The sequence below is a fragment of the Kribbella albertanoniae genome (assembly GCF_004348455.1).
Classification (GTDB): domain Bacteria; phylum Actinomycetota; class Actinomycetes; order Propionibacteriales; family Kribbellaceae; genus Kribbella; species Kribbella albertanoniae.
Genome location: NZ_SMKA01000128.1, coordinates 1 through 23879 on the forward strand (window position 1 = coordinate 1; position 23879 = coordinate 23879).

The 23879-nt window shown below is 66.8% G+C and carries 29 protein-coding genes and 1 tRNA gene; 19 read left to right on the forward strand and 11 right to left on the reverse strand.

The window, feature by feature from the left end; translation table 11 throughout:
- Positions 1–1060 precede the first annotated feature (1060 nt).
- Complete coding sequence (locus E1261_RS24730) at positions 1061–1381, reverse strand: DMT family transporter (RefSeq protein WP_132410406.1); 321 nt, start codon at positions 1379–1381, stop codon at positions 1061–1063.
- A 76-nt stretch (positions 1382–1457) separates the two neighbouring features.
- On the opposite strand from E1261_RS24730, the gene E1261_RS24735 reads away from it, so the two are divergent.
- The gene (locus E1261_RS24735; RefSeq protein WP_132410408.1) at positions 1458–2084 is read left to right on the forward strand and encodes a TetR/AcrR family transcriptional regulator; all 627 of its coding nucleotides are present in this window, start codon (positions 1458–1460) and stop codon (positions 2082–2084) included.
- On the opposite strand, the gene E1261_RS24740 is transcribed toward E1261_RS24735, so the two are convergent.
- The 3 genes from E1261_RS24740 to xseA are packed head-to-tail and all read right to left on the reverse strand — an operon-like array spanning position 2062 to position 3999.
- Complete coding sequence (locus E1261_RS24740; RefSeq protein WP_132410410.1) at positions 2062–2553, reverse strand: GNAT family N-acetyltransferase; 492 nt, start codon at positions 2551–2553, stop codon at positions 2062–2064. The two genes, E1261_RS24735 and E1261_RS24740, sit on opposite strands and share 23 nt — an antisense overlap.
- A 13-nt stretch (positions 2554–2566) precedes the next feature.
- The gene (locus tag E1261_RS24745; RefSeq protein WP_132410412.1) at positions 2567–2782 is read right to left on the reverse strand and encodes an exodeoxyribonuclease VII small subunit; all 216 of its coding nucleotides are present in this window, start codon (positions 2780–2782) and stop codon (positions 2567–2569) included.
- Complete coding sequence (gene xseA / locus E1261_RS24750) at positions 2779–3999, reverse strand: exodeoxyribonuclease VII large subunit (protein WP_132410414.1); 1221 nt, start codon at positions 3997–3999, stop codon at positions 2779–2781. Before xseA ends, E1261_RS24745 begins: the two co-directional genes overlap by 4 nt.
- 72 nt (positions 4000–4071) lie before the next feature.
- Here xseA and E1261_RS24755 point away from each other — a divergent pair, with 72 nt between their 5' ends.
- The 5 genes from E1261_RS24755 (at position 4072) to E1261_RS24775 (ending at position 6766) form a co-directional block, all read left to right on the forward strand.
- Positions 4072–4665 (forward strand): dihydrofolate reductase family protein, encoded by a 594-nt coding sequence (locus tag E1261_RS24755; RefSeq protein ID WP_132410416.1) that lies wholly within the window; start codon positions 4072–4074, stop codon positions 4663–4665.
- 3 nt (positions 4666–4668) lie between these two features.
- On the forward strand, positions 4669–5157 hold the full coding sequence (locus E1261_RS24760; protein ID WP_132410418.1) for an HAD domain-containing protein: 489 nt from the start codon (positions 4669–4671) through the stop codon (positions 5155–5157).
- A gap of 81 nt (positions 5158–5238) precedes the next feature.
- Positions 5239–5312 (forward strand) — tRNA-Met (locus tag E1261_RS24765).
- An 11-nt stretch (positions 5313–5323) separates the two neighbouring features.
- Complete coding sequence (locus E1261_RS24770; protein ID WP_132410420.1) at positions 5324–5710, forward strand: hypothetical protein; 387 nt, start codon at positions 5324–5326, stop codon at positions 5708–5710.
- Positions 5711–5725: 15 nt separating this feature from the next.
- The gene (locus E1261_RS24775; protein WP_132410422.1) at positions 5726–6766 is read left to right on the forward strand and encodes a 4-hydroxy-3-methylbut-2-enyl diphosphate reductase; all 1041 of its coding nucleotides are present in this window, start codon (positions 5726–5728) and stop codon (positions 6764–6766) included.
- A gap of 8 nt (positions 6767–6774) precedes the next feature.
- On the opposite strand, the gene E1261_RS24780 is transcribed toward E1261_RS24775, so the two are convergent.
- The gene (locus E1261_RS24780) at positions 6775–7152 is read right to left on the reverse strand and encodes a winged helix-turn-helix transcriptional regulator (protein WP_132410424.1); all 378 of its coding nucleotides are present in this window, start codon (positions 7150–7152) and stop codon (positions 6775–6777) included.
- A gap of 88 nt (positions 7153–7240) precedes the next feature.
- Between E1261_RS24780 and E1261_RS24785 the strand changes: the two genes are divergently transcribed.
- Positions 7241–7855 (forward strand): NAD(P)-dependent oxidoreductase, encoded by a 615-nt coding sequence (locus E1261_RS24785; protein WP_132410426.1) that lies wholly within the window; start codon positions 7241–7243, stop codon positions 7853–7855.
- On the opposite strand, the gene E1261_RS24790 is transcribed toward E1261_RS24785, so the two are convergent.
- Positions 7849–8961: an aromatic ring-hydroxylating oxygenase subunit alpha gene (locus E1261_RS24790; RefSeq protein WP_132410428.1), complete on the reverse strand. Its 1113-nt coding sequence runs from the start codon at positions 8959–8961 to the stop codon at positions 7849–7851. The genes E1261_RS24785 and E1261_RS24790 overlap by 7 nt on opposite strands.
- Before the next feature lie 57 nt (positions 8962–9018).
- Positions 9019–10206: a glycoside hydrolase family 64 protein gene (locus E1261_RS24795; RefSeq protein WP_132410430.1), complete on the reverse strand. Its 1188-nt coding sequence runs from the start codon at positions 10204–10206 to the stop codon at positions 9019–9021.
- A 320-nt stretch (positions 10207–10526) separates the two neighbouring features.
- Between E1261_RS24795 and E1261_RS24800 the strand changes: the two genes are divergently transcribed.
- Both E1261_RS24800 and E1261_RS24805 read left to right on the forward strand, forming a co-directional pair.
- Complete coding sequence (locus E1261_RS24800; RefSeq protein WP_132410432.1) at positions 10527–11390, forward strand: hypothetical protein; 864 nt, start codon at positions 10527–10529, stop codon at positions 11388–11390.
- Between the two features lie 72 nt (positions 11391–11462).
- A complete protein-coding gene (locus tag E1261_RS24805) occupies positions 11463–12671 on the forward strand; it encodes a DNA recombination protein RmuC (protein ID WP_238176406.1) in 1209 nt (402 codons plus the stop codon).
- Positions 12672–12735: 64 nt separating this feature from the next.
- Here the strand turns inward: E1261_RS24805 and E1261_RS24810 are convergent, their stop codons facing one another.
- Both E1261_RS24810 and E1261_RS24815 read right to left on the reverse strand, forming a co-directional pair.
- Complete coding sequence (locus E1261_RS24810) at positions 12736–13533, reverse strand: polysaccharide deacetylase family protein (RefSeq protein WP_132410434.1); 798 nt, start codon at positions 13531–13533, stop codon at positions 12736–12738.
- Between the two features lie 73 nt (positions 13534–13606).
- A complete protein-coding gene (locus E1261_RS24815) occupies positions 13607–14533 on the reverse strand; it encodes a DUF817 domain-containing protein (protein WP_238176407.1) in 927 nt (308 codons plus the stop codon).
- 72 nt (positions 14534–14605) lie between these two features.
- Between E1261_RS24815 and E1261_RS24820 the strand changes: the two genes are divergently transcribed.
- From E1261_RS24820 to E1261_RS24865, 10 genes are all read left to right on the forward strand, one after another.
- Positions 14606–15136 (forward strand): GNAT family N-acetyltransferase, encoded by a 531-nt coding sequence (locus E1261_RS24820; protein ID WP_132410436.1) that lies wholly within the window; start codon positions 14606–14608, stop codon positions 15134–15136.
- A gap of 40 nt (positions 15137–15176) precedes the next feature.
- Positions 15177–16253 (forward strand): redox-regulated ATPase YchF, encoded by a 1077-nt coding sequence (ychF, locus tag E1261_RS24825; RefSeq protein WP_132410438.1) that lies wholly within the window; start codon positions 15177–15179, stop codon positions 16251–16253.
- Positions 16254–16503: 250 nt separating this feature from the next.
- Entirely contained in the window at positions 16504–17352 is an 849-nt protein-coding gene (locus tag E1261_RS24830) for a hypothetical protein (RefSeq protein ID WP_132410440.1), read from the forward strand.
- A gap of 400 nt (positions 17353–17752) precedes the next feature.
- Complete coding sequence (locus tag E1261_RS24835) at positions 17753–18040, forward strand: helix-turn-helix domain-containing protein (protein ID WP_132410442.1); 288 nt, start codon at positions 17753–17755, stop codon at positions 18038–18040.
- A gap of 143 nt (positions 18041–18183) precedes the next feature.
- Positions 18184–18573, forward strand: a complete 390-nt coding sequence (locus E1261_RS24840; protein WP_132410443.1) for a helix-turn-helix domain-containing protein — start codon at positions 18184–18186, stop codon at positions 18571–18573.
- A gap of 420 nt (positions 18574–18993) precedes the next feature.
- On the forward strand, positions 18994–19389 hold the full coding sequence (locus E1261_RS24845) for a VOC family protein (protein ID WP_165952643.1): 396 nt from the start codon (positions 18994–18996) through the stop codon (positions 19387–19389).
- Positions 19390–19875: 486 nt separating this feature from the next.
- A complete protein-coding gene (locus E1261_RS24850; RefSeq protein ID WP_272948610.1) occupies positions 19876–20580 on the forward strand; it encodes a DUF5984 family protein in 705 nt (234 codons plus the stop codon).
- A gap of 37 nt (positions 20581–20617) precedes the next feature.
- A complete protein-coding gene (locus E1261_RS24855) occupies positions 20618–20989 on the forward strand; it encodes an MmcQ/YjbR family DNA-binding protein (RefSeq protein WP_132410447.1) in 372 nt (123 codons plus the stop codon).
- Positions 20989–22281: a replication-associated recombination protein A gene (locus E1261_RS24860; protein WP_132410449.1), complete on the forward strand. Its 1293-nt coding sequence runs from the start codon at positions 20989–20991 to the stop codon at positions 22279–22281. Before E1261_RS24855 ends, E1261_RS24860 begins: the two co-directional genes overlap by 1 nt.
- 70 nt (positions 22282–22351) lie before the next feature.
- Positions 22352–22876, forward strand: a complete 525-nt coding sequence (locus E1261_RS24865; protein ID WP_132410451.1) for a PASTA domain-containing protein — start codon at positions 22352–22354, stop codon at positions 22874–22876.
- Between the two features lie 6 nt (positions 22877–22882).
- On the opposite strand, the gene E1261_RS24870 is transcribed toward E1261_RS24865, so the two are convergent.
- Together E1261_RS24870 and E1261_RS47250 are read right to left on the reverse strand one after the other, a co-directional pair.
- On the reverse strand, positions 22883–23641 hold the full coding sequence (locus tag E1261_RS24870; protein ID WP_132410453.1) for a RibD family protein: 759 nt from the start codon (positions 23639–23641) through the stop codon (positions 22883–22885).
- Positions 23642–23703: 62 nt separating this feature from the next.
- Entirely contained in the window at positions 23704–23847 is a 144-nt protein-coding gene (locus E1261_RS47250; protein WP_476703271.1) for a hypothetical protein, read from the reverse strand.
- Positions 23848–23879 lie beyond the last annotated feature (32 nt).

The following is a 23879-nucleotide window of genomic DNA, read 5'->3' on the forward strand; positions in this document are numbered from 1 at the left end:
ACCTTGAGCACCGCTCACCCATCCCCGCGCCCCCAACCTGGTCGACGGGCACTCAAGGTGCCGCCTGCCCCCGACGTTGAGCACCGCTCGACCATCTCTGCGCCGCCGCCGTGGTCGATGGGCGCTCAAGGTGCTGCCTGCCCGGGCCTTGGGCACGGTTCGACCATCTCTGCGTCGCCGACGTGGTCGATGGGTGCTCAAGGTGCCGCCTGCCCGGGGCCTTGGGCACGGTTCGACCATCTCTGCGCCGCCGACGTGGTCGATGGGTGCTCAAGGTGCCGCCTGCCCGGGGCCTTGGGCACGGTTCGACCATCTCTGCGCCTCCAACGTGGTCGATGGGTGCTCAAGGTGCCGCCTGCCCCGACCTTGGGCACCGCTCGACCATCCCTGCGCCTCCAACATGGTCGAGGGGCGCTCAAGGTGCCGCGTGCCGTGGGCCTTGAGCACGGTTCGACCGTGTGCGCCGATCCACCGCCCCCGCGCGACCGCTCCTCCGGCGGCGGGGAGGGGCCTAGCGGACCGGTCGTGTACGGATGCTCCGGGTGATCGCTCTCCGCGGACCGCCACCACCGTCCAACGTGCAGATGAACACCGGACCCACGCTCAGCGGCAGCCCCGCAGGCCGGGCTTCGGGGCTGTTGGTGGGTGGTGCGGGTCCGGACCTGCACGCCATCACAACTGAACGCCGACCGCATGCCCAGGCGGGGAACGCCGCTGGGCGGCCAGTTGTGATGGCCTGGGGGTCCGCCCGCACGCTCCACATCCGCCCCGGCCGCTGCCGAGCCACCCAGTGCACCCACCGCTCGTACGACGTTGGGCACGGTTCGACCATTGCCGCGCCTGAAACGTGGTCGATGGGTGCTCGAGGTGGTGGTCGGCTGCGACGTTGGGCACGGTTCGGCCGGCTGCGGGCGCGAGTTGTGGTTGGTGGGTGCTCAAGGTGCTCCGCGGGTGACCTTGGGCACGGGTCGATCGTCGTCGCGGTCGGCGCGTGGTTGGTGGGTGCACAAGGTGGTGCACGTCGGCGACCTGCGCACGGTTTGACCGTCTGCGAGGTGGGTTAGGTGGTGCCGGCTAGGCGGAGGCCTATGACGCCGGTGACTATGAGGGCTATGCAGGCCAGGCGGGTGGGGGTGAGTTGTTCGTTGAACAGGATGATGCCGAGGGTGACCACGCCTACCGAGCCGAGGCCGGTCCAGATGGCGTAGGCGGTGCCGAGGGGGAGGCGGTCGAGGGTTCGGCCGAGGAGGTAGACCGAGGTGATGCCGAAGACGAGGACGCCGAGGGTCGGCCAGAGGCGGGTGAAGCCCTCGCTGGGTTTCATGCTGACGGCGAAGGCGATCTCGAAGGCAGCGGCGGCGAGCAGGATGAGCCAGGCCATCAGGCTGCCAGGGCGCGCTGGGTGACGGGGTGGCTCATGCTTCCTCCACAGGCTCTAGCGGACTACAGTCCGTCTTATGAGCGACAGTAACGGACCGCAGTCCGTTTCGCAACGAGAGCTGCCGGTCGTCGGCACCCCGCGCCCCGAACGCGCGGACGCCCGGCGCAACCGCCTCCGCGTACTGGAGGCAGCCGACCGCCTCTTCACCGAGTACGGCGTGAAGAACGTGTCGCTCGACGCGATCGCCGCCGAAGCAGGCGTCGGCAAAGGAACGGTCTTCCGCCGCTTCGGCGACCGCGCCGGCCTGGCTGTCGCGCTCCTGGACGAACGCGAACAAGAACTCCAGGCCAAGATCCTGACCGGCCCACCCCCGCTAGGCCCCGGCGCTCCCGCGGTCGACCGCGTGGTCGCGTTCCTCACGGCGTACCTGGATCTCCTCGACCGCCACGTCGAGCTCTTCATGGACAGCGAAAACGCCTCCGACGGCGCCCGCTACCGCATCGGTTCCTACAACCTCTGGCACCGCCACCTGGCCCACCTGGTCGAGCAAGCCCGCCCCACCCTCGACGCCGATCACACCGCCCACGTTCTCCTGGCCCCGCTGGCTGCCGACCTCCACCAGTCCCTCCGCAACCGCGGCTTCGCCCTGGACCGCCTCAAAACAGGCACGGAGGCGATCGCTAGAGCCCTACTGACAACCTGAGCTCCGGCAGGTCGCCCAACGACGAGTACGTCCGATCCGTCGTCTCCGTGAACCCGTACTGCGCATAAAACCGCCGACCCCGCGCATTCGCCTCCAGCACCCACAACCACACCGCCGTGCAGCCAGTACTGCGAAGGTCCGCCAGCGCGGCGTCGGTCAGTGCTCGGCCGGCTCCAGTGCCCCAGTGATCCGGGTGGACGTAGAGCGCATACAGCTCACCCGTATTCGCCGGTGCGCGCGGATCCCGCTCCGGCCCGACCCCGGCGTACCCGACGACGCGGCCGGCGACCAAGGCGACGTACAGGCGTGATCGTCCAGCGGCGATGCTCCCCGCCCAAGACGTGGCGATGGCCTCAGCGTCCATGCCGTCGAGAAAGTCCCGCGGCACGATGCCGGCGAACGCCGCTCGCCAACTAGCGACTCGTGCCTCAGCAGCGCCGAGCAGGTCGCCCGCCAGCGCAGCTCGCACTAGCAAAGGCGGATCACTTGGTCTTTGCTTCGGTGGCTTCCTGGGCTTTGGTCAGGCGTTCGCGGGCGCCTTCGAGCCAGGACTGGCAGGTGGTGGCGAGGGTCTCGCCGCGCTCCCAGAGGGCCAGCGACTCCTCGAGGGTGGTGCCGCCGGCTTCGAGCTTGCGGACGACCTCGACGAGCTCTTCCCGTGCCTGCTCGTAAGAAATCTCGGGTCGTTCGGTCGTCACTTCTTCTCCTCGGGCTGGACTTCCACGGCGAATCGGCCGTCGGTGACTCGTGCTTGCAGTACGTCGCCGGCTGCGACCTGCGCCAGTTCTCGGACGGCCGTGCCGTCGGCGAGCTGGAGGACGGAGTAGCCGCGCTCCAGCGTGGCCTTGGGGGACAGGGCGCGGACGCTCGCCAGGCGATGCGCGATGTCGTCGGCGGCGCGGTCCAAACGATGAGTGAGAGTACGGCGGCTGCGGTCGATCAGCGCGGTGATCTCGTCCGAGCGCCGCTGGATGCCCGAGTCGGGCGCGGCCAGGGCCGGGCGGCTGCGGATCGCGGCCAGGGCGTGCGCCTCGCGGTCCAGCCAGCTGGTGATGGCGCGCAGGCCGCGGTCGCGCAGCAGGCGCACGCCGTCCAGCTCCTCGCGCACGTCCGGCACGATCCGCTTCGCGGCATCGGTCGGGGTCGACGCGCGGAGGTCGGCGACCAGGTCGAGCAGCGGAGAGTCCGGCTCGTGGCCGATGGCGCTCACGATCGGGGTCCGCGCCTGGGAGACCGCACGGATCAGCCCTTCGTCGGAGAACGGCAGCAGATCCTCCAGCGAACCGCCGCCGCGCGCGATCACGATCACCTCGACCGACTCGTCGCCGTCCAGCTTCCGCAGCGCCTGCATGACCTCGCCGGCCGCCGCCGGTCCTTGCACAGACGCATACTCGATCCGGAACGCGACCGCCGGCCAGCGCCGCTTCGCGTTCTCCAGTACGTCGCGCTCTGCGGCCGAATCCCGCCCGCAGATCAGCCCGATCGTGTGCGGCAGGAACGGCAATCGCTTCTTACGGTGGGCCGCGAACAACCCTTCGGCGGCGAGCAGTTGCTTGAGCCGCTCGATCCGCGCCAGCAGCTCGCCGATCCCGACATGCCTGATCTCGCTGACCGCGAGCGCGAGCGTGCCACGGCGGGCGAAGAAGTTCGGCTTGGCGTTGACGACCACGCGCGACCCGTCCGTCACCGGTGGGTCGACTGCCTCGAACACCCGTCGGTTGCAGGTGAATCGCAACGAGATGTCCGCGTCGGTGTCGCGCAGGGTGCCGAACACGGTCGTTGTCCCACGCCCGATCGACACGTCGGTCAGCTGTCCCTCGACCCAGACCGCGCCGAGCTGATTGATCCAGCTCGCAATGCCGTTCGCAATCGTGCGAACGGCTGCAGGCGCATCCGGGGAGGTCTCCAAAGCCACCCCCAGACCCTACGGCCCTCCGCCGACAAAACCCCGCACCCCGCCTGGTCCGGGGCGGGCGATGATGGATCCATGCGTGAACTGACCTACTTCATCGCGTCAACACTCGACGGGTACGTCGCTGATCCGGGCGGCGGGGATCCGACCGACATCAGCCCCGGCGGCTTCTTCCTGTCCCAGGGGGATCACTCCCTTCCGCTCCTGACGGCGTACCCGGAGACACTGCCTGGCGCGGTCCGGGACGCACTCGGAATCGATGCGGAGAACCGGGTCTTCGACACCGTCCTGATGGGCCGCAAGACCTGGGAGCTCGGCGTCGAACACGGCCACACCAACGCCTACCCGCGGCTCCGGAACCTCGTCTTCACCCGCACACTCGCAGCGAGCCCGGACCCGACGGTCGAGTTCGTCGCAACCGATCCGGTCGAGCGGGTTCGTGAACTCAAGGCTGAGGACGGCCTCGGCATCTGGCTGTGTGGCGGTGGCGGCCTCGCCGAGACGCTCTGGCCGGAGATCGACCGCCTGGTGATCAAGGTCAATCCGGTGGTGATCGGTGCGGGCATCAAACTGTTCACCACGGACACGTTCGCCGTCCGTCGCCTCGAGCTCACCGACCACCAGGTCTACGAAAGCGGTGTCGCAGTCCTCACCTACCGCAAGCCCTGACCCATGCGCCCCCTCCTCCTGCTGGACTTCGACGGCCCGCTGAACCCACACACCAAACCGCCTCCACCCGGCTACCTCCGGCACGAGATCGCCGAGGGGACGAAGAGCTGGGTGGTGCACCTCAATCCGCACCACGGGGTGGAATTACGTGCGCTGGCAGCGACTTTCGACCTGGTCTGGGCCAGCAGTTGGGAGCACGGGGCCAATCGACTGCTGTCGCCGCTCCTGGGCCTACCGCAGCTGCCGACCATCCTCTGGCCGGACCGTACGCCGATACCGGGCCGTTCCTGGAAGACGCCGTACGTCGCGGAGTGGGTGGGCGATCGCTCGTTCGTCTGGGTTGATGACGGGGTGGGGGACGCGGATGTCGCGTACTTTCCCGGAGCTCACCAGGTCGTGTGGCCTGTCGACGGTCGTACCGGTCTGACCCCGGACGACTTCCGGGCGATCCGAAATTCCTTTGCGGACAATGGCGATCCGGCGCATTCTTGAGGCGAAGAACACCTCCTGGGGGAGCCGTCCGGACAGGGCGGACGGCTCCTCGACGTACTGGATGTTTGCCTTCAGCAACTAGCCAGGGTGGCGCAGTTGGTCAGCGCGCACCCCTCATAAGGGTGAGGTCGCCGGTTCGAGCCCGGCCCCTGGTACAACATGGACTGTGAATGAGGGATACGCGCGGCTGTACGCGCCGCTGGCTGTGGTCGCGATGGTGTTGTCGTTCCAGCCGATCCTGCCGGCTGACGAGTACGGGACGGTCTGGGAGATGGCCGGCCGCGGCTCGGGGAATCCGGCGGCGATGGGCGCCGTCCTGATGGGTGGGCTGATCGCGCTGCTGGGTTACGCGAGTTTCCGCCGGCAGGTGACCGCGTGGATCCCGGTGGCGATCGCCGTACTGTCGGGGTTGATCGCCGTGATGCTGCTCACAAGGCCGGGGACCGGGAGTCCGCGTCCGGAGCTCACTTCGTTCGGGGATGCCGCGCTGGCAGTCGCGATCTGCACCTGTTTGCTGGCGGTTTCGCAGTTGGTGCGGCTCCGGAGGCGCTGATTCGCGCCCCGTACCATGGGGGTTGTGACTGCCCAGCCTGAAGACACTGGTACGACGACCGCCGTGGCGACGAAGCGGGTGCTGCTGGCCGCTCCCCGGGGGTACTGCGCCGGCGTGGACCGGGCGGTCGTGGCGGTCGAGAAGGCCCTCGACCTGTACGGCGCACCGGTCTATGTGCGGAAGGAGATCGTCCACAACAAGTATGTCGTGGAGACCCTGACCGACCGGGGTGCGATCTTCGTGGACGAGACCGACGAGGTTCCTGAGGGCGAGACGGTGATTTTCTCCGCCCACGGGGTGTCCCCGGTCGTGCATGCGGAGGCGGCGGCGCGGCAGTTGAAGACGATCGACGCGACCTGCCCGCTGGTGACGAAGGTGCACCACGAGGCGAAGCGGTTCGCCGCGACCGATTTCGACATCCTGCTGATCGGTCACGAGGGCCACGAAGAGGTCGTCGGGACCCACGGTGAGGCGCCGCAGCACACCACGATCGTGGACGGACCGGACGACGTACCCAACGTCACCGTGCGGGACCCGGAGAAGGTCGTCTGGCTGTCCCAGACCACGCTGTCGGTCGACGAGACGATGGAGACCGTGCGGCGGCTGCGGGAGAAGTTCCCGCTGCTCCAGGACCCGCCGAGCGACGACATCTGCTACGCCACCCAGAACCGCCAGGTCGCGGTCAAGAAGATGGCGCCCGAGGTCGACCTGATGCTGGTCGTCGGCTCCCGCAACTCGTCGAACTCGGTCCGCCTCGTCGAGGTCGCCCTCGAGTACGGCGCCAAGACCGGTTACCTGGTCGACTACGCCGCCGAGATCGACGAGAAGTGGCTCGACGGGGTCGAGTCGGTCGGTCTGAGCAGTGGCGCGAGTGTGCCGGAGATCCTGGTCCGCGACGTACTGCGCTGGCTCGCCGAGCGTGGGTACGCCGACGTCCAGGAGATCACCACCGCCGAGGAGAGCCTCACCTTCGCCCTGCCGAAGGACCTCCGGGCAGACCTGAAGGCCGCCGGCCGCCCGACCACCGGCACCTCCGACCACGCCTGGACGCTCTAGCTAACCGTTCACACGCCCGCGTCGTACTCGGCCTGGGCGTGGTTGATCGCGACGATGTGCTCCTCGGCCCACTCGCTGACCGCGGTGAGCGGCTTGATCAGTGAGCTGCCCATCGGGGTGAGCGTGTAGACCACGCGGGGCGGGACCTCGGCGAAGACCTCGCGGGTGACCAGGCCGTCGCGCTCCAGCCGGCGCAGCGTCTGGGTGAGCACCTTGGGCGCGACGCTGCCGATGCCGTCGCGTAGCTCGGTGAAACGCAGCGGGCCGTGCTGCAGCAGCAGCACCGCCAGAGCGGTCCACTTGTCGCCGATGCGGTCCAGAACCACTCGTGTCCCGCACTGGGGATTGAAGAGGTCGCCGCGTGCGTACTGCTCATTGGTTACCACAAGGTACTTATAGCACGTTGAAGTAGCCAGTTACCAATGGATACTATCGGCAGCAAGTTGAGAGTTCATCCATCTGGAGGGAATCAGCATGAAGATCGCGGTCTATGGCGCGAGTGGCATGGTCGGTAGCCGGATCGTGGCCGAGGCGGCGGCTCGTGGGCACGAGGTCACCGGTGTGACCCGCTCCGGCGCCGACCTCCCGGCCGGCGTACAGAGCGTCCAGGCCAGCGCGAACGACGTCGCATCGGTCAAGGAGATCGTCGGCGACGCGGATGTGGTCGCCGTGGCACTCGGCCCGAGCCGTACGGGTGGTGACCACCAGGACTACCTCGACGCGGTCGACAACCTGATCGCGGCCGTCCGCGGTACCGAGACCCGCCTGCTGGTCGTGGGTGGCGCCGGTGGACTGACCATCGGCGGGCAGCGCGTGCTCGACGGCCCGGACTTCCCGGCCGAGTACCGGCCGGAGTCGCTGACGGTTGCCCAGGGCCTCGAGGCGCTGCGCGCCACCGACGAGAGCGTGAACTGGACGATGCTGCACCCGCCGTTCGTGATCCAGCCGGGCGAGCGCACCGGCACCTTCCGCCTCGGGCAGGACGAGCCGGTCGGCGACAACATCTCGGCCGAGGACTTCGCGATCGCCGTACTCGACGAGTTCGAGAAGCCGGCGAACAACCGCGGCCGGTTCACCGTCGGCTACTGACTCAACGGTTTCCCCAGGTACCCGCGGGCGATCATCGTCACCCATTGGTAGACGGCGTCCTCCGCGGGAGCCAGCGGACCGGGCCGGAAGTGCGGCGACTCGGCGCCACGCTGCACCGACTCGCAGGCGGCCCAGTCCTCGCGATTCGTGACGTCCCAGAACTCCACCGCGTACGACGGGTCCTGCACCTCGGCCGGGAAATACCAGGAGCACTCGATCGCCGTCAGCCCTGGCGAGCGCGGTTCCATCCGGTGCGTCATCACGTAATCGGGGTGCAGTGAGATGAGCAGGTTCGGGAACAGGCCGAGATAGTTCACCCGGCGCGGATCCACGCCCGGCAGCAGGACGCCGTACGAGCGACCGTCGAGTGACATCGTCTCGGCCTCGGGGCGCAGGTCCATCAGGCCGCCGACCCAGGCGCCCGGCAGGTTCCAGTTGTCGCCCGAGGTCGGCGGTGACACCTTGCACAGCTCGGGATGGATCAGCGGGCAGTGGTAGCACTCGTGGTAGTTCTCCACGACCGTCTTCCAGTTCGAGGCGACGTCGTACTGGTGTCTGGCCTTGAGGACCAGGCTCTCCGGCGCATACGGCGCAACGAGGTCCGTCAGCCCGCCGATGTGGTCGGCGAATGCGGTCGCCGTACCGGTCGCATTCACGAACAGCCACCCCAGCCAGACCTCGGCCGGCAGTTCGACCAGCCCGTACGGCGCTGGGTCGAACGACGCGCCCATTCGGGGCGCGGCCTTCACGGCGCCGGTGAGTTCGTACGACCAGCCGTGGTACGGGCAAACCACGGACCGGCGGTCACTCGATTCGCCTCGTTGCAGGAGCTCGTGACCGCGATGCCGGCAGGTGTTCGCGAACGCTCGGGGCCGATCGCTGAACGTCAGCAGGACGCTGATGTCGCCGATTGTCAGCTCCTGGTGCGTACTGGCCGACAACTCGGCCACGCGGCCGAGGCAGGTCCAGCTACCGGCGAAGAAGTGTCGCCGTTCCCAAGCGAGTACGGCCGGATCGGTGTAGGCGGCCTGCGGCAGCATGACGGATTCGCCGTGCGGGCGCAGCGAGGCTTCGAGGGCGCGGGGATCGACGGGCGCGTTCACCATCCGTCCACTATCGGCGCTCGACGTGTACAGGTCGAGCGCCAATAGTGGGATCGGCTTTTAGTTGAAGGGATCCAGCGTCAGGAAGGCCTGGGCCGGGTTGCCGTCGTGGACGAGGGCCTCGTGCGCGCCGACGTCGTCGAAGGCGAAGCCGTACGCCTTACCGTCCACCATCTGCTGGTGGACCTTCTTCGAGTACTGGTTGGTCACGCTGTCCTGGTAGAAGTTCGCGTTGTTCGCGTCGGGCTGGTTCGGGTTCACCAGCAGCGTCGACCGGTTGTAGCCCGCGCAGAGCGTGCGCGAGATCGGGCCGCGGACCAGGTCGTTCGGTGCGTCGAGGAGTTTGAAGCAGCCGAAGATGCTGGCCGAGTCAGGCTTCTGGAACGACGTGACCGTCTGGCCCGAGCTGTTGGTGAAGTTCATCGTGTTGCCGGAGACGCGACCGAAGTACTTGGTGTTCGGCTGGTTGGCGAACGGTGTCACGGTCAGCGTCTGCGAGCTGTACTTCGACCACACCCGGTTGACGTAGTCGTCCATCGCGTTCGCCGGCAGTCCGCCGGTTTCCACGCCGTACAAGGGAGACAGCGCGCGGAGGGTGCTGCCGTTCGGTGCCGTCTGGATCAGGCCACCCCAGCCGGGCTGGCTGCGGAGCGAGTTGAAGAAGGCGTTGTAGCCGCCGGGTTTCAGGTGCCCGGTGGTCTTGGTGGTGCCGCCGGTGGGTTGCACGCCGACGGCGTACGGGACCGAGAACATGTCGACCTGCGTGCTGTTGATCCACAGACCGGAGTCGTTCAGCGTGTACTCCGACCAGCTGAACAGGATGTTGCGGTTCGGGTCCGACGGATTCTGTACGGCGGGCTGCACCAGGCCGCCGGTGGTCAGTTTGAACACCAATTTCTGCCCGTAAGAGAAATACACGCGCCCGGAGAACTTCGGCATCCGTATCGTGATGGATTGGCCGTTGGCCGGTCCGGGGATTGACGCGTCGGGTGCCGGGGTAGGTGGATTGCCACCGGCCGGCCAGGCGTGGAAGTTGCCGGCCGAGTCGGCCCAGCCCTGCTGGCCGGTGGCCAGGTTGGTACCGAGGTTGTAGATGTAGAGGGCGTCACCACGGCCCGAGTTGTTGCTGATTTTCAGTGGAATGGTGGCCGGAACGGCCGCTGCCGGTGTGCTGCTGCCGACGGTGAGCAGACCGGCCGCGGTCACCAGAGCCGCGACGATCGCCGGGAGATGGAGTCTTTTGCGCACTTGTTCCTCCTCAGATCTGTCCCAGGGAGAAGGCGAAGCACACGGGCGGCGAGGGACGGGAGGGCGCCGTCCGTGGTGGTCTGAGAGCGCTCTCATACTCCCGTGAGTTCACCCCACGCTGTCAACCGCTCACCGCTGTCGGATTCCCGCCACCTTGATCCCTCAGCGCCAACTTGATCCAATAGCAATGTGTGATCCGTCGAGCACGCTGCGTCGCCCACGAGTCTCCGCCCTCCGCCGCCCTCCGACATGCGATGTCGCTGCCAGCGGGAGATCATCAAGCTCGGGTCGACCAGATCACTCAGTGAGGAAGGGAAGCAATGGCAGGCACGATCTGGATCCCCGGAGCGGAACGGATAACGCCGTCCGCGCCCGGGGGAAACATCACCTCGAACGCACCGCCCCGGGTGGTCTGGCACACCACCGAGGCTGATCCCGGTACGTCGGCCGTCTGGTCGTCGATGATCCGGGTCCTGAAGAACAAGTCCGCCGAACCGCAGGTTCTCTACGACCCGCTGACCGACCGGCTGGGTCAGTTCATGCCGCTGGACGTCGGCGGCCGGGCGTTGCGCAACGACGGCTCGACGCTGACCAACCGGGTCGGCCAGGTCTGCATCCAGATCGAGGTGATCGGCCGCGCCGCGAAGCCGTTCACCAGCTACTGGAAGCCTGGGAAGAACTACCGGGCCTTCATGGCCGCGGTGCGGTCCTGGGGAATCAAGGACGTCTGGCCCGCCGGGCCGCCGCCGCGCTTCATCGCCGATCCGCCGCACAACGAGCCCGAGTCACCCCGCAGCCGGACCATCTGGCTGAACCGGGGCGGTCATTACGGCCACAGCCATATTCCCGGTAATAATCACGGGGACCCGGGGGGCATCAGTACCACCGCTTTGTTCGCAGCCGCCAGCACGACACCGAAGGAGCTGTTCACCGTGGGGCAGTACGAGAACCTGATGCAGCAGATCAAGAACGAAGGCGCCGCCACCCGGCAGGAGGTTCGCCGGCAGGCGATCTGGTCGCTGCGGTACGGCGTCCAGACGGAGGATGAGCGTGCGCGCGCGGACAAGGCGTTCGACGACGCGATCGAGGCGGGCAAGACGCTCGCCGAGGCGATCGCGGCGGTGGCCGCCGTGATGCGCCCGATCGACGCCGATCTCGAGTATCGCGCCCGTCGGAACGGGTGATTTTCACAGATCGCCGGACCACACCGGGTAGGTGAACCAAAACTGTCGGTGGTGTCCGGCACCATCTGTGACATGAGTGGCGCGACGGTATTACTGGTGCTGTTGTTCCTGGTGGTGGGTTTGCTGCTGGGAGCGGGCGGCGGAGTGCTCTGGGCGCGCGGCCGCGATGGCGCCGCGCTCGCCCGGATCACCGCCGAGCGGGATGCGGCCGAGGATCGGGTCGTCGAGCTGACCCAGGAGCGGACGGCCGTCGGGCAGCAGATGGGCGGCCAGGCTGTGGTCAAGGAGGCGCTCGACCGGCTGCACGCCCAGCTGAATCAGCTGGAGCAGGGCCGGGCGGCTTGGCAGAGCCAGTTGCACCAACAGGTCAACGAGGTGCGGATGAGCGGCGAGGCGCTGCGCCGCGAGACCGCGTCCTTGTCGACCGCGCTCCGAAAACCTCAGGTCCGCGGGCGCTGGGGCGAGATGCACCTGCGGCGGACGGTCGAGCTGGCCGGGATGGTCGCGCACTGCGACTTCACCGAGCAGACGAGCACGTCCGGCTCCGGCGAGGACGGGCTGCTGCGGCCGGACCTCGTCGTACGGCTGGCCGAGGGCAAGAATCTGGTGGTCGACTCCAAGGTGCCGTTGGCGGCGTTCCTGGAGGCGGCGGAGTCCGACGACCCGGATTTCCAGGAGGACAGGTTGCGGGCGCATGCCCGGCATCTGCGGATCCATGTCGACCAGTTGGCCGCGAAGGCTTACTGGACGCGGTTGTCGCCGTCGCCGGAGTTCGTGATCCTGTTTGTGCCGGGGGAGTCGTTCCTGTCCGCGGCGCTCGATGTGGAGCCTTCGCTGCTGGAGTATGCGGCTGAGCGTCGGGTGATCCTGGCGACGCCGACGACGTTGATCGCGACCTTGCGTGCGGCGGCGTACGCGTGGAACCAGTCGGCGCTGACCGAGTCCGCCCAACAGGTCTTCGAGCTCGGCCGCGAGCTGTACGACCGGCTCTCGGTGATGGGCGACCACCTGGGCCGCGTCGGCCGATCGCTGACGTCTGCGGTCGAGGCCTACAACGGGACGGTCGGGTCGTTCGAGCGGCGGGTCTTCATCACCGCCCGCAAGCTCCGCGACCTGCACGTCACCGAGGCCGAGCTCACCGCGATGGAGTCGATCGAGGCATCGGTTCGGCCGTTGACCGCACCGGAGTTCCTCGTGGCCGACGACCAGGAGCCCATCCGCCGCTGGCCAATCTCCGACACGCCCAACCATCCGCCGCTGGCCCCGCCCCAGGCCGGCTGATCTCTTGCCAACGGCAACCGCTTGACCCCATCGGAGGTCAGGCGGTTGCCGAGAGCACCTTTGGTCAGGGCTGCTTGCAGTCCATCGCGAGGAAGGAGTAGCCCTTCGCGGCCAGCAACGTGAGCGCCTTGTCGAGCGCGTGCACGGTCTGCCCGCGGTCACCACCGCCGTCGTGCATCAGGATGATGTTGTGGTTGTGTGCGTTGTTCATGATGTTCTGGACGATCGCGTTGACTCCGGGCCGGGCCCAGTCGCGCGGGTCGACGTCCCAGAGCACCTCGACCATGCCGGCCGCCTTGATGTCCGCGCGGACCTTCGGGTTGCTCGCGCCGTACGGCGGGCGGAAGCAGGTGGACTTCGGTCCGTCGAAGATCTGGCGGTGCCGCTCGGCCGCCGAGATCGCGGTCAGCTGCGGGTGCGAGATCGAGTGACTGCCGATAGCGTTGCCGGAGGCAAGCACTTGTTCACGCAGTCCCGGGTGCTCGGCCTCCATCTTGCCGAGCTGGAAGAAGGTCGCGTGGGCGTTGTGTTTCGCCAGCACCTGCAGGATCTTCGGCGTCCAGTACGGATCGGGGCCGTCGTCGAAACTGAAGAACAGGACCTTCTTGTTCTTGTCCTTCACCAGGCTCGCGGTCGGATCAGCAGCGGGCTTGCCCGGCGTCGACGGCGGCGTGCTCGGCGTCTGGGTCGGCTGACCGGACGGCTCGCTGGCCGGTGCGTTGTTCGGTGGCGGTGACGTCTGTGTGCTCGCGGCGGTCGGCTTCGGCTGGCGTTCGTGTCCCGTCGCCAGGACCAGCAACGCACCGGCGACGATCACCATCGCCACCCCGGTCGCGATGAATGCGGCGAACCTTCGGGACATGATGATGCTCCTCTTCAGCAGGCGGATGTTCCCCAGTTGCTCCCCCTCAGGAGCCTCACAGTGAGAAGACGCCTCAACCCCTGCTGTGGTTGGCATCCTCGTGTTGCGGTGAGGTCTCAGCAGCTTCACGATCGCCTGTATCTGAAGGCGTTGTGACCTCAGTCGCACGTGGCGTCGCCACGGTTGCCGGCGCACCGCGGTGATAGAGCCTGCCCTCGAGTGCCTTGACACTTGCGACCAGCACGAAGCTCATGCTGACCAGCAACGCCCACGCGCCGAACTTCGCCGGATGCACGAGCCGCCACACGTCGACCTGGTCCGGATAGTTCCACGCATCGAGGAACGTGCCGAAGTTCTCCGCGATCCACAAGAAGAAGCCGATCAGCCCGAACGACACCGCGAGCGGCATCCGATAGCGCCGTACTCCGACGGTGAAGAACACCCAGGTCCCGCGCAGCACCCACAGCAGTGCGAGGGCGATCGGGATCCGCAGATCGGGGATCCAGTGATGGGTGAAGAAGTTCGCATAGATCAGTACGGCGAGGATCGTGGTCGCGACCGGGCGATATCCACTGACCCGGAGATCGAACCGCCGCCAGGCCTGGCAGATGTAGCTGCCGACCGCGGCGTACATGAAACCGGCGAAGAGCGGTACGCCGCCGACCTTCGTGACCGCGTCACCTGGGTACTGCCAGGAGCCGATCCGGACCTTGAAGAGCTCCAGCCCGAGGCCGACCAGGTGGAACCCGAAGATGACGGCGACCTCGCGCCAGGTCTCCAGGCGCACCACCCAGAACAGCAACGTCAGGGCCAGGCAGTAGATCAGCAGGGCGTCGTACCGGGCGATCGGCAGGTCGACGTACTTGGAGATCGCGAGACCGGCGAAGAGGAACGCCGGGAAGAGACAGGAGACCAGTTCGAGCAGGCCGAACCGCAGGAACTGCAGGCAACCGAACACGAAGCGTGAGCGTTCCGCGGCGAGCTTTCTCCAACTGGTCACAGACTGGAGACGTTACTTGCCCCCGACTGGTTCGACCGGATACCTATCGAGATTCGATGGGGAGGTGCAGCCATGGAACCGAAGGTGGTCTACGAGACGGACCGGCTGGTCGTACGCGACTGGGCGGCCGCCGACGGTGACCGGGTGTTCGACATCTACCGGCGCTGGGAGGTCGCGCGCTGGCTCGGCGCGGACCCGAAGGTGATGGCCGACCGCGACAGCGCGAACCGCGTGATCGACCGCTGGAACCAGCAGAACCAGAACCCGCCGTACGGGATCTGGGCCGTGTACGAGCGCGCAACCGAGACCGTTGCCGGGACCGTGCTGCTGGTCCCGCTGCCCGAACCCTCCGACGGTACGGCGGCGCAAGGTGAGGTGGAGGTCGGGTGGCACTTCCACCCCGACGCCTGGGGTCGCGGCCTGGCCACGGAGGCGGCGCGCGGCGCGATCCGGCACGGCTTCACCGCCGGACTGTCCCAGATCTACGCGGTCGTCCGCCCCGACAACGTCGCCTCGCTCGCCGTCTGCCGCCGCCTCGGCATGCGTTCACTGGGCCGTACTTCGCGCTGGTACGACGCCGAACTGGAGTCCTTCCTGATCTGAATTGGGGTCAATCGCCCCGACCCGCGTACTCTTGACGCCCGTGGCACTCACCATCGGAATCGTCGGGCTCCCCAACGCGGGCAAGTCCACGCTCTTCAACGCGCTGACCAAGAACAACGTGCTCGCGGCGAACTACCCGTTCGCGACGATCGAGCCGAACGTCGGGGTCGTCGGCGTACCGGACGCACGCCTGGACAAGCTCGCCGGGCTCTACAACTCCGCCAAGACGATCCCGGCCACCGTCCAGTTCGTCGACATCGCCGGCATCGTCCGCGGCGCCTCGGAGGGTGAGGGCCTGGGCAACAAGTTCCTCAGCCACATCCGCGAGTCCGACGCCATCTGCCAGGTCACCCGCGTCTTCCGCGACGACGACGTCACCCACGTCGACGGCAAGGTCTCACCCGCCGACGACATCTCGACGATCCAGACCGAGCTGATCCTCGCCGACCTGCAGACCGTCGAGAAGGCGATCCCGCGGCTGGAGAAGGAGACCCGCCTCAAGAAGGAGGCCGCGGTCACCCTCGAAGCCGTCCGCGAAGCCCAGAAGCACCTCGAGGCCGGTACGCCGATCATCGCCACGAACGTCGACCGCGACGCCATCCGCGAACTCATGCTGATGACCGCCAAGCCGTACATCTTCGTCTTCAACTGCGACGCCGACGAACTCGCCGACGAGCCCCTGAAGCAGCAGATGCGCGACCTGGTCGCCCCCGCCGAGGCGATCTTCCTCGACGCCAAGTTCGAGGCCGAACTCGTCGAACTCGGCGACGAGGACGAAGCCCGCGAGATGCTCACCGAAATGGGCATCGAAGAGCCCGGCCTCGACGTCCTCGCCCGCGTAGGCTTCGACACCCTCGGCCTCCAGACCTACCTCACCGCCGGCCCCAAAGAAGCCCGGGCCTGGACCATCAAGGTCGGCGCCACCGCCCCCGAAGCAGCCGGCGTCATCCACACCGACTTCCAGCGCGGCTTCATCAAGGCCGAGATCGTCTCCTTCGACGACCTCCTCACCGCCGGCACCATGACCGCCGCCCGCGCCGCCGGCAAAGTCCGCATGGAAGGCAAGGACTACACCATGCAAGACGGCGACGTAGTCGAGTTCCGCTTCAACGTCTAAGCACCTCCGGCCTCTGAAGGACACCGCCTCCGGCGGCGACTGCCTTTGGCGCGTCCGGCGCACTGCCCGCGAGGCGGGCTGCCCGCGAGGCGGGCTGCCTGTGATCTGGCTGAGCGATCCGTCGGCTGCCGAATGTTGGAGCGCCGGCAGCACATGGCTCGGGCCTGCAGCCTTGCCAGCGCGCAGCTGAGAGCCGCGGGTGAAAGCGGGCACTTAAGAGGCATCTCTGGAATAGCTGAAAGGGAAACAGGTGACTGCTGGGATCGTGCGCTTCGCCCAGTACCGTGCGTTCGAGGCGCAGCGCCAGGATGCCAGCAACGCGATGATGGGGCTGCTCGCCGGCGCCCAACTGGCCTCGCACCTCCTGCAGCTCACCGAGGGGTCGGACACCCTGCTTCCAGACGTCTTTCCACGGGTCGCTCACATCCGACGGTTCAACCTGCGCACTGAAGCCGCCCTCTCGATTCTGCAGTCAGCCGACACTCACCTCGGCGCAATGAGCGTCCCGTACGCCCTCGCCCTGCACGAAGATTTCCTGAAGACCTGTATCGATCTCCTGGCCAGGAACGGGACCGCGCCGGCGAGTGCGAGCCGAGGAGCGCTCGTAGTACTCCACGACGCGATTGAGGCCGCGACAGGCAAGACCTTCGACGTGGACAGCATCACTCAGCTCGACACCCTCCGGCTTATGCTGAACGCCACCATCCACAGCGGTGGCCGAGCGCACCAGCCGCTGATCGACAAAGTCGCTTCGTGGTCCCCGACCGCGGAGGCCGCGTGGGTAAGGATTACGAAGAAGTCTCTCGCTGGGATCGCCGTCGGCGACCGGGTCCAGTTCGGTCACCCAGAACTCATCCTGTCCCTTGCGGTGACCAAGTCCCTCGCTCGACAGGCGAACGTCATCCTGCGAGATTCACTCGGCCGAGGGCTTTGGGCAGAGCTGGTCATCGAGGACGTCCTCGATGAAGAGGGTGGCCACCTGAACCAACACCAGCTGGAACGAAAAGCGGCTGGCAAGGCGCGTCGGCACTACAACAGCCTCAAGCTGACCGCTGGCGAACTGGCCTCTGCTATGCGGGTCGTGCGCGCCCGCAGATGACAAGTGGCGGGCCGCAACGCGGCCCGCCACCGAAGAAAAAGTGGGGCTCTGCCAATTGAGCTACGACCCCTCCACGAGGGAGGGCGCCGGGGTTCGAACCCGGATCGTCCACTTCAGTCGAAGCACTTGGTATTGAACCGATGGGACTAAATCTCCCGGTGCTTCGCTGTCACGAGAGCCAGCCTCGTGCGTCTACAACTGTAGCACTTTCCCCGTCAGGCACAGCTAGTACCGCAGGGCAGCGCGTGTCCTGCTCGTTCCGCCATCCGTTGGAGACTAACCTCCTGCTAACGGCGACTATGCTCGCCTTTAAACACCTTACCGCCTAGCAGAGGCGCCTTTATCAAGGGGAGGACATGGCTCGGTCCCCATTGCCGGCGCGTAGCAGGCTCGCAGCCGATTGCCGGCGCGTAGCAGGCTCGCAGCCGAGCACCTCGGAGCCCACCTCACAGCTTGGCGTAAGTTGAACGGGCTGACGGCCGCGCAGGTCGCCGATCGGGCCGGGGTGTCTCGCGACACGTTGCGCAAACTCGAGCACGGGGACGCCTCGGTCGGCCTCGGCGTCTTCCTTAATGTTGCCCGGGTTCTCGGGACGCTGGACCGGGTCGTCGAGGCTGTCGATCCCTACGAGACCGATGTCGGTCGCGCACGTGCCGACCAAACCCTCCCCCAGCGAGTACGGCGGTGACCTCGATGGCGCTCAACTGGCCTCGGCCTCAAAGCACCCCACGCGATGAGCCGGGCACGTTGGTCGGCGTGACGCCGACGCCATTGTCTTCGTTCGTGGACAGAGGCGAAATGTCCACGAATGAGGACAATGGAAAGGTCTGAATGCGCGACATCACTATTGCCGACTGGCACAAGTTCGGGGCGACGGTCAAAACCGAGCGTGCGCGGCTGGCGCTGAGTCAGCACGAGTTGGCCGGCCGGGCCGGAGTTTCTCGCTCTTGGCTGGCCAAGTTCGAAGCGGGTCATCGTGCAGCAGAGCTCGAACAGATTCTGCGTCTGCTGGAGGCTCTCGGCCTGTCGCTCGTTCTCCGTTCTGACGCGTCTGCTCCGGCAGAGGATGAGGCGAGTGCAATCGCCGATCCTGGTTGTCGCGCCGGACCGGATTTCGACGCGATGCGACAGTTGATGGACAAACACCAGCACAGCGCGGAGATCCGCCGACGCGCATGGTCCGCCGGCAGGCTCAAGCCGGCGCGATCCGACCGTGGCTGAGCGCCTTGCTGTCCTGCTGTACGGACAGGTGGTCGGCCCGCTGGAGCGGATGGCGGGGGAGACTTTCCGAAGTTCAGTTATGACAACGACCTGGGCATCCGGCAGTGCCGGGGTGTACCGATGGACGGGTAGTGGTTCGTCCAGCGGTGATCCGCGCCTCGTGCCGACCCAGTTGTTGGCCGATAGTTGGGGACGACTGCCCGTTGGTCGGCACGCCGGACCTGCGCCACTGACCAACCGAGCTCTGGACATCCGGCCGACGCTCGGCCCGGCATGCCGGGCCTTCCGGCCACCGGCTTGGTCAGTGCCCGCGGTCGGCGGTCGGCAACGGCTATCTGGCACCTCGGGCGCAGACACAAGGAAGCTTCCGCCAAGGGCCAGCCGAGCGATGACGGCCTCGGCGCATGGCACGCTGGGACGATGGTCGCTGTCGCTCAAATCAATGTCATCGTCGCGGATCTCGAGCGGAGCCGTGCGTTCTATGCGCTCCTGGGAGTGACCTTCAGCGCTCGGAATCGGCATGGGGATGGCGTTGCCGAGGCATGGGTTTCGACGAACACGGGTGTCACCATCGTGTTGCACTCGACCGCATTCGCCGCGTGGTGGGACGAGACCGCGCCGCAACCGGCCGCGGGTGGTCCCCAAATGGACCTCGAACTCGAGTCGCCGGCGCAACTTGACGAGGTCGTCGCCAAGCTGACCGCCATCGGCGCAACTCTCGTCAAGCCACCGACCGACATGCCCTGGGGGCAGCGCTTCAGCATCGTCCTCGACCCCGACGGCCACCGCATCGGCCTCAAAGCACCCGCGCAATGAGCCGGCCACGCTGCTCGGGCACATCGGTGAGTCGTCTTCAGATTCAACGTTTGTACGGGACAGGGTTTGGGGTGCACGTTTCCTGAAACACGCTGTTTCTCCTTATAAGAAACAGGTCCAATGAGGAAACCCTGGTAGTCGGGATCCGGGTGGGCGGACCTGCGCCACTCACCAACCCGCTCCTGACCACTCCTGGCCCCCGGGGCTGAGCGTGAACCCACCTGGCCCCGCAAAGTTGGTGAGTGGCGGCGGTCCGCCCCACCCATTCGGCACGGTGGCTTCGCTCGACGCGTCGCCACGAGCAGCTGTGCCTCGACTGTGGGCAGAATGCCGCCGGTAAACGATGTAGAGCGGCACGGAGGTCACACTCGACCGCCCAGCGGCGGATCATCCACTGGCGGCTCGAAGGTCGGGTCGGACACGAGAGGTCCGCTACCCCAAGCATTCTGCGGGGCTTGGCGTTGACAGGTGGTTGAGAATTTGGTGGTGGATGACGGTTCCTTGCTTCGGTTTCAGTTTGAGCTTCGGGCGGTGGGGGAGGTCGCGCCTTGGGGGCGGGATGAGCTGAAGTTGCACTGGTTCGGGTTGACTGAGGGGTGGTATTGGGTCGAGGTCGGCGGGGTTCGGCTGCTGAGGTTTGCGGCTGATTATGAGATTCCGTACGTCGATTACTACGTGGTGCGGTTGTGGGAGGACCTGCTGGCGGTGTTGCCGGCGGCGGTGGAGGAGGTGCCGGCTGACCTGGTTGGGTTTGTCGAGTCAGATGGCAGCAGCTGGAACGAGACCGAGTCCGATGTAGCCGATGTGGCGATGTCGTGGTGGGATTCGCGGTCTGTGTACTTTGGGTACCTTCGGGAATCGCCGTCGTTGCGCTGTTGGCGAATCGGGGATGAGGTCATTCTCGACTGGAACGCAGCTGCCAACTTCGCCGAGCCCCGAACACTCAGGACGACGGTCGCCGTTGCGGATTTCGTTGCCGCGATCAAGGATTTCGACGCTGCGTTGATGGCTGCCATGGAAGCCCGGATCGTTGAGGTCGAGGCTTCACCGCCGCCTGGCATAGCGCTGGATCTCACTCAGCTACGCAATGAACACCGCGATCGCGCCGCCTGGCTGGGCCGAGCCCGCTCACGCGTGCTGGCGACGGATTGGACCGCCGTACGACGAGGCGCCGTACAGCTGATGCGGTGATCGCAGGACTGTCGGTGGTGTCGGTCAGGATGGAACCATGACGGAATCGACGGGTACGGCGGGGGAGCGGCTTCAGCTCGCGGCTCGGGGCGCGGCCCGTGCTCTGCCGGGGGTCAGTGAGGGCCGGCCGTTCGTGGACTCGCTCGACGTCTACAAGGTCTCGGGGAAGGTGTTTCTGATCGTCACGGACGATCCGGAGAATCCGATCGTCACGGTCAAGTGCGAACCTGAGTACGGCGCGGTGCTGCAGCGCGGGTATGCGTCGATCACGCCGGGCCGGTACCTCAACAAGCGGCACTGGATCTCGATCGGACCGGGTGAGGGAGTCACCGAGCGGATGGTGGTGGATGCGGTGGAGCACTCGTATGACTTGGTTGCCGGTGGCTTGCCGTCGGGTAGGGGTGTCTGATGGAACCGACCCTGCCGATGTTCGAGGATGAACCGCATCGGCCGCTGGCTGACCGGATGCGGCCGACGGAGCTTGACCAGGTTGTCGGGCAGGAGCATCTGCTTGCTCCCGAGGCTCCGCTCGGGCGGATGGTTGCTCAGCAACGGCTTGTCTCCGCGGTTCTGTGGGGGCCGCCGGGTGTCGGTAAGACGACGATCGCGCGGCTGCTCGCCGATCGCAGCAACCTCCACTTCGAGCCTGTTTCGGCGACGTTCGCCGGGGTTGCCGACCTGAGGAAGGTGTTCGCCGCGGCCCAGCAGCGGCGTACGGTCGGACAGGGCACGCTGTTGTTCGTCGACGAGATCCATCGGTTCAACCGTGCTCAGCAGGACAGCTTTCTGCCGTACGTCGAGGACGGCACGATCGTGCTGGTCGGAGCCACCACGGAGAACCCGAGCTTCGAACTCAACGGCGCTCTCCTGTCCCGCACCCAGGTCTTCGTCCTCCGGCGCCTCGACGAGGCCGCGCTGGAGTCGCTGATCGAGCGTGCCGAGGAGCTGACCGGCCGTCCCCTGCCGCTGGACGAGACCGCACGCCATGCCTTGACCGCCATGGCGGACGGCGATGGCCGTTACCTGCTCAACATGGTCGAACAACTCCAGGCCCTGCCCATCACTGAGGAGCCACTCGACACCGCCGCGCTCACCCGGCTTGTCCAGCAACGTGCACCGCTGTACGACAAGGCGCAGGAGGGCCACTACAACCTGATTTCCGCGCTGCACAAGTCGATGCGCGGCTCGGATCCGGACGCGGCGCTGTACTGGCTGGCTCGCATGCTCGACGGTGGCGAGGACCCGCTGTTCGTGGCGCGTCGCCTGCTCCGCTTCGCCAACGAGGACATCGGTATGGCCGACCCGCACGCAGTTCAGCAGGCGCTCGCGGCCTGGGACGTCTATGAGCGGCTGGGCTCACCTGAGGGCGAGCTGGCGATCGCGCAGGCTGTGGTCTATCTCGCCACTGCCCCCAAATCGATCGCCGTCTACCGCGGTTTCGGCGCCGCGCACCGATCCGCCAAGCGCACCGGCTCCCTGATGCCGCCGGCCCACATCCTGAACGCCCCGACCCGGCTGATGAAGGAGCTCGGCTACGGCAAGGACTATCAGTACGACCCCGACACGACCGACGGCTTCTCCGGCGCCGACTACTTCCCCGAGGAGATGGACCGCGAGACGTACTACAAGCCCACCCGCAACGGCTACGAATCCCAGATCACCGAACGCCTCCGCCAATGGGCCGCCTTACGAGACCGCTGACCGTTCTGAAGGCTGGCTGAAGCTTGCCGGGAAGACTCGGGCCATCGTTCTTTCGAAGGTAGGGGGAGTCATGTCGGAGTCGTACTGGCGGATCTGTCATATCGGGGCAGATGGCGAGGAGATTTGTGAGGACCTGTACGCCGAACTGGACCCGCAGCTCGACGAGGTGCTGACGGGACAGGTCAAGGAGCTCGGCGGACTGCAGGAGGTCGTCGGGCAGGTGACCGATTCTGCCTTGCAGGTAAGGTTTGTCGAGGTCCTGGACGAGGCCGCCACCCGGTTGAACCTGAGCCTGCCGGAGGGGTTCGTACTCCGCCGGGCGGACATCGCCGAATTCGCGAACCAGGAGGAGTTCTTCGGCGTACCGGGTGTGGTCGGCATGAACCACGTCGATGCCTTCAACACCCTCCGAGCCGAAGGCTACGGCGTGAAGACGGTGTGGGAGTGGACCAGCTCCGCCGAAGAAAACATCGTCACCGACCAAAGCCCCGCCGGCGGTTCCTTCAACCTCCCACCCACCACCGTCAACATCTGGGTCCGCACCCTCCCACCCGAACCCGAAGTCGTCGACAACCCAAAATTCCTTCTGGAGTAGGAAGTATCAGCTCTTGATGACGGCGTAGTGGAGCCGAACGGAGCCGCTGGTGTCGGTGTTGACCGAGAGCAGTTGCAGTTTGGTTGCGGCCTCGCCAAGCGCGAGGGGCGGTCCGTCCATGATCGACGGCGTGCCGAGACCGCCGATCAGGGCGGGCGCCAGCGTCACGTAGAGCTCGTCGATCAGGCCGGCGCGCAGTAGTGCGCCGTTGAGGCCGCCGCCTGCGGACGACAAGATGCAGCGGATGCCGAGGTGAGTACCCATCGCGGCGATCGCCTGCGTCAGGTCGACACGGTCTTGGCCGACGACGAGATAGCAGATGTGTTCGCGGCGGAGGTAGGCGAGATAGGCGGCGGGCGTGGACTCCGCCACAAGTACCAGTGCTGCCCAGTTCTCGTGCTTCTCGGTCCAGCGCACTCGTCCGCGGCTGTCGACGACGGTGAACCACATGAGCGGCGGCGACGGAAGTCCGACGATGTCCGCCGGTAGAAAGTGCTCGTAGAGGTCACCGTCGTACGGCGGGAGCTCCTCCGGGATGTCGGATTCGGCGACCAGGCTGCCGCTACCTTCGAGGATCGCGTTGCAGCCGTACTGCTGTCTGACCAGCTCGAGGATGTCGGTCGGCGCGGGGTCGGCGGCGGGCGGTGTCATCGCTGCCCAGAGATCCGTGCTCGGTTGCTGCATCAAAAGCGCGTCGCGGGTCAGCGCCACCTTGCCGTCGACGCTGGCTTCCACGTTGATCACCACGCGCGGTCGCTCGGTCATCACGGTCCCCTTCGGTCGCTGGATATCGAACACCACGTCTACCAGCGAGCACCGACAATCCGTCACGGATGCAGCTTGGTGAGGGATTGGGCGGCGGTTTGTACGGCGGCTACCAGTTCTGGTGGGGAGAGGGCGACGGCGTTGCCGGCTTGGGCGAGTACGGCGGCGGTGGCTTCGGCGGGGTTTTCCAGGTCGGCGTGGATGATCCACCAGCCGTCGCAGGCTGGGAGGGGTGGGG

Coding starts and splice junctions, on each gene's coding strand:
- E1261_RS24730 (WP_132410406.1), bottom strand. CDS start 1,381: ATGGCCTGGCTCATCCTGCTCGCCGCCGCTGCCTTCGAGATCGCCTTC.
- E1261_RS24865 (WP_132410451.1), top strand. CDS start 22,352: ATGTCGGAGTCGTACTGGCGGATCTGTCATATCGGGGCAGATGGCGAG.
- E1261_RS24870 (WP_132410453.1), bottom strand. CDS start 23,641: ATGACCGAGCGACCGCGCGTGGTGATCAACGTGGAAGCCAGCGTCGAC.
- E1261_RS24755 (WP_132410416.1), top strand. CDS start 4,072: ATGCGTGAACTGACCTACTTCATCGCGTCAACACTCGACGGGTACGTC.
- E1261_RS24775 (WP_132410422.1), top strand. CDS start 5,726: ATGGGGGTTGTGACTGCCCAGCCTGAAGACACTGGTACGACGACCGCC.
- E1261_RS24810 (WP_132410434.1), bottom strand. CDS start 13,533: ATGTCCCGAAGGTTCGCCGCATTCATCGCGACCGGGGTGGCGATGGTG.
- E1261_RS24820 (WP_132410436.1), top strand. CDS start 14,606: ATGGAACCGAAGGTGGTCTACGAGACGGACCGGCTGGTCGTACGCGAC.
- E1261_RS24840 (WP_132410443.1), top strand. CDS start 18,184: ATGCGCGACATCACTATTGCCGACTGGCACAAGTTCGGGGCGACGGTC.
- E1261_RS24735 (WP_132410408.1), top strand. CDS start 1,458: ATGAGCGACAGTAACGGACCGCAGTCCGTTTCGCAACGAGAGCTGCCG.
- E1261_RS24785 (WP_132410426.1), top strand. CDS start 7,241: ATGAAGATCGCGGTCTATGGCGCGAGTGGCATGGTCGGTAGCCGGATC.
- E1261_RS24805 (WP_238176406.1), top strand. CDS start 11,463: ATGAGTGGCGCGACGGTATTACTGGTGCTGTTGTTCCTGGTGGTGGGT.
- E1261_RS24790 (WP_132410428.1), bottom strand. CDS start 8,961: ATGGTGAACGCGCCCGTCGATCCCCGCGCCCTCGAAGCCTCGCTGCGC.
- E1261_RS24855 (WP_132410447.1), top strand. CDS start 20,618: ATGACGGAATCGACGGGTACGGCGGGGGAGCGGCTTCAGCTCGCGGCT.
- E1261_RS24845 (WP_165952643.1), top strand. CDS start 18,994: ATGGTCGCTGTCGCTCAAATCAATGTCATCGTCGCGGATCTCGAGCGG.
- E1261_RS24800 (WP_132410432.1), top strand. CDS start 10,527: ATGGCAGGCACGATCTGGATCCCCGGAGCGGAACGGATAACGCCGTCC.
- E1261_RS24760 (WP_132410418.1), top strand. CDS start 4,669: ATGCGCCCCCTCCTCCTGCTGGACTTCGACGGCCCGCTGAACCCACAC.
- E1261_RS24860 (WP_132410449.1), top strand. CDS start 20,989: ATGGAACCGACCCTGCCGATGTTCGAGGATGAACCGCATCGGCCGCTG.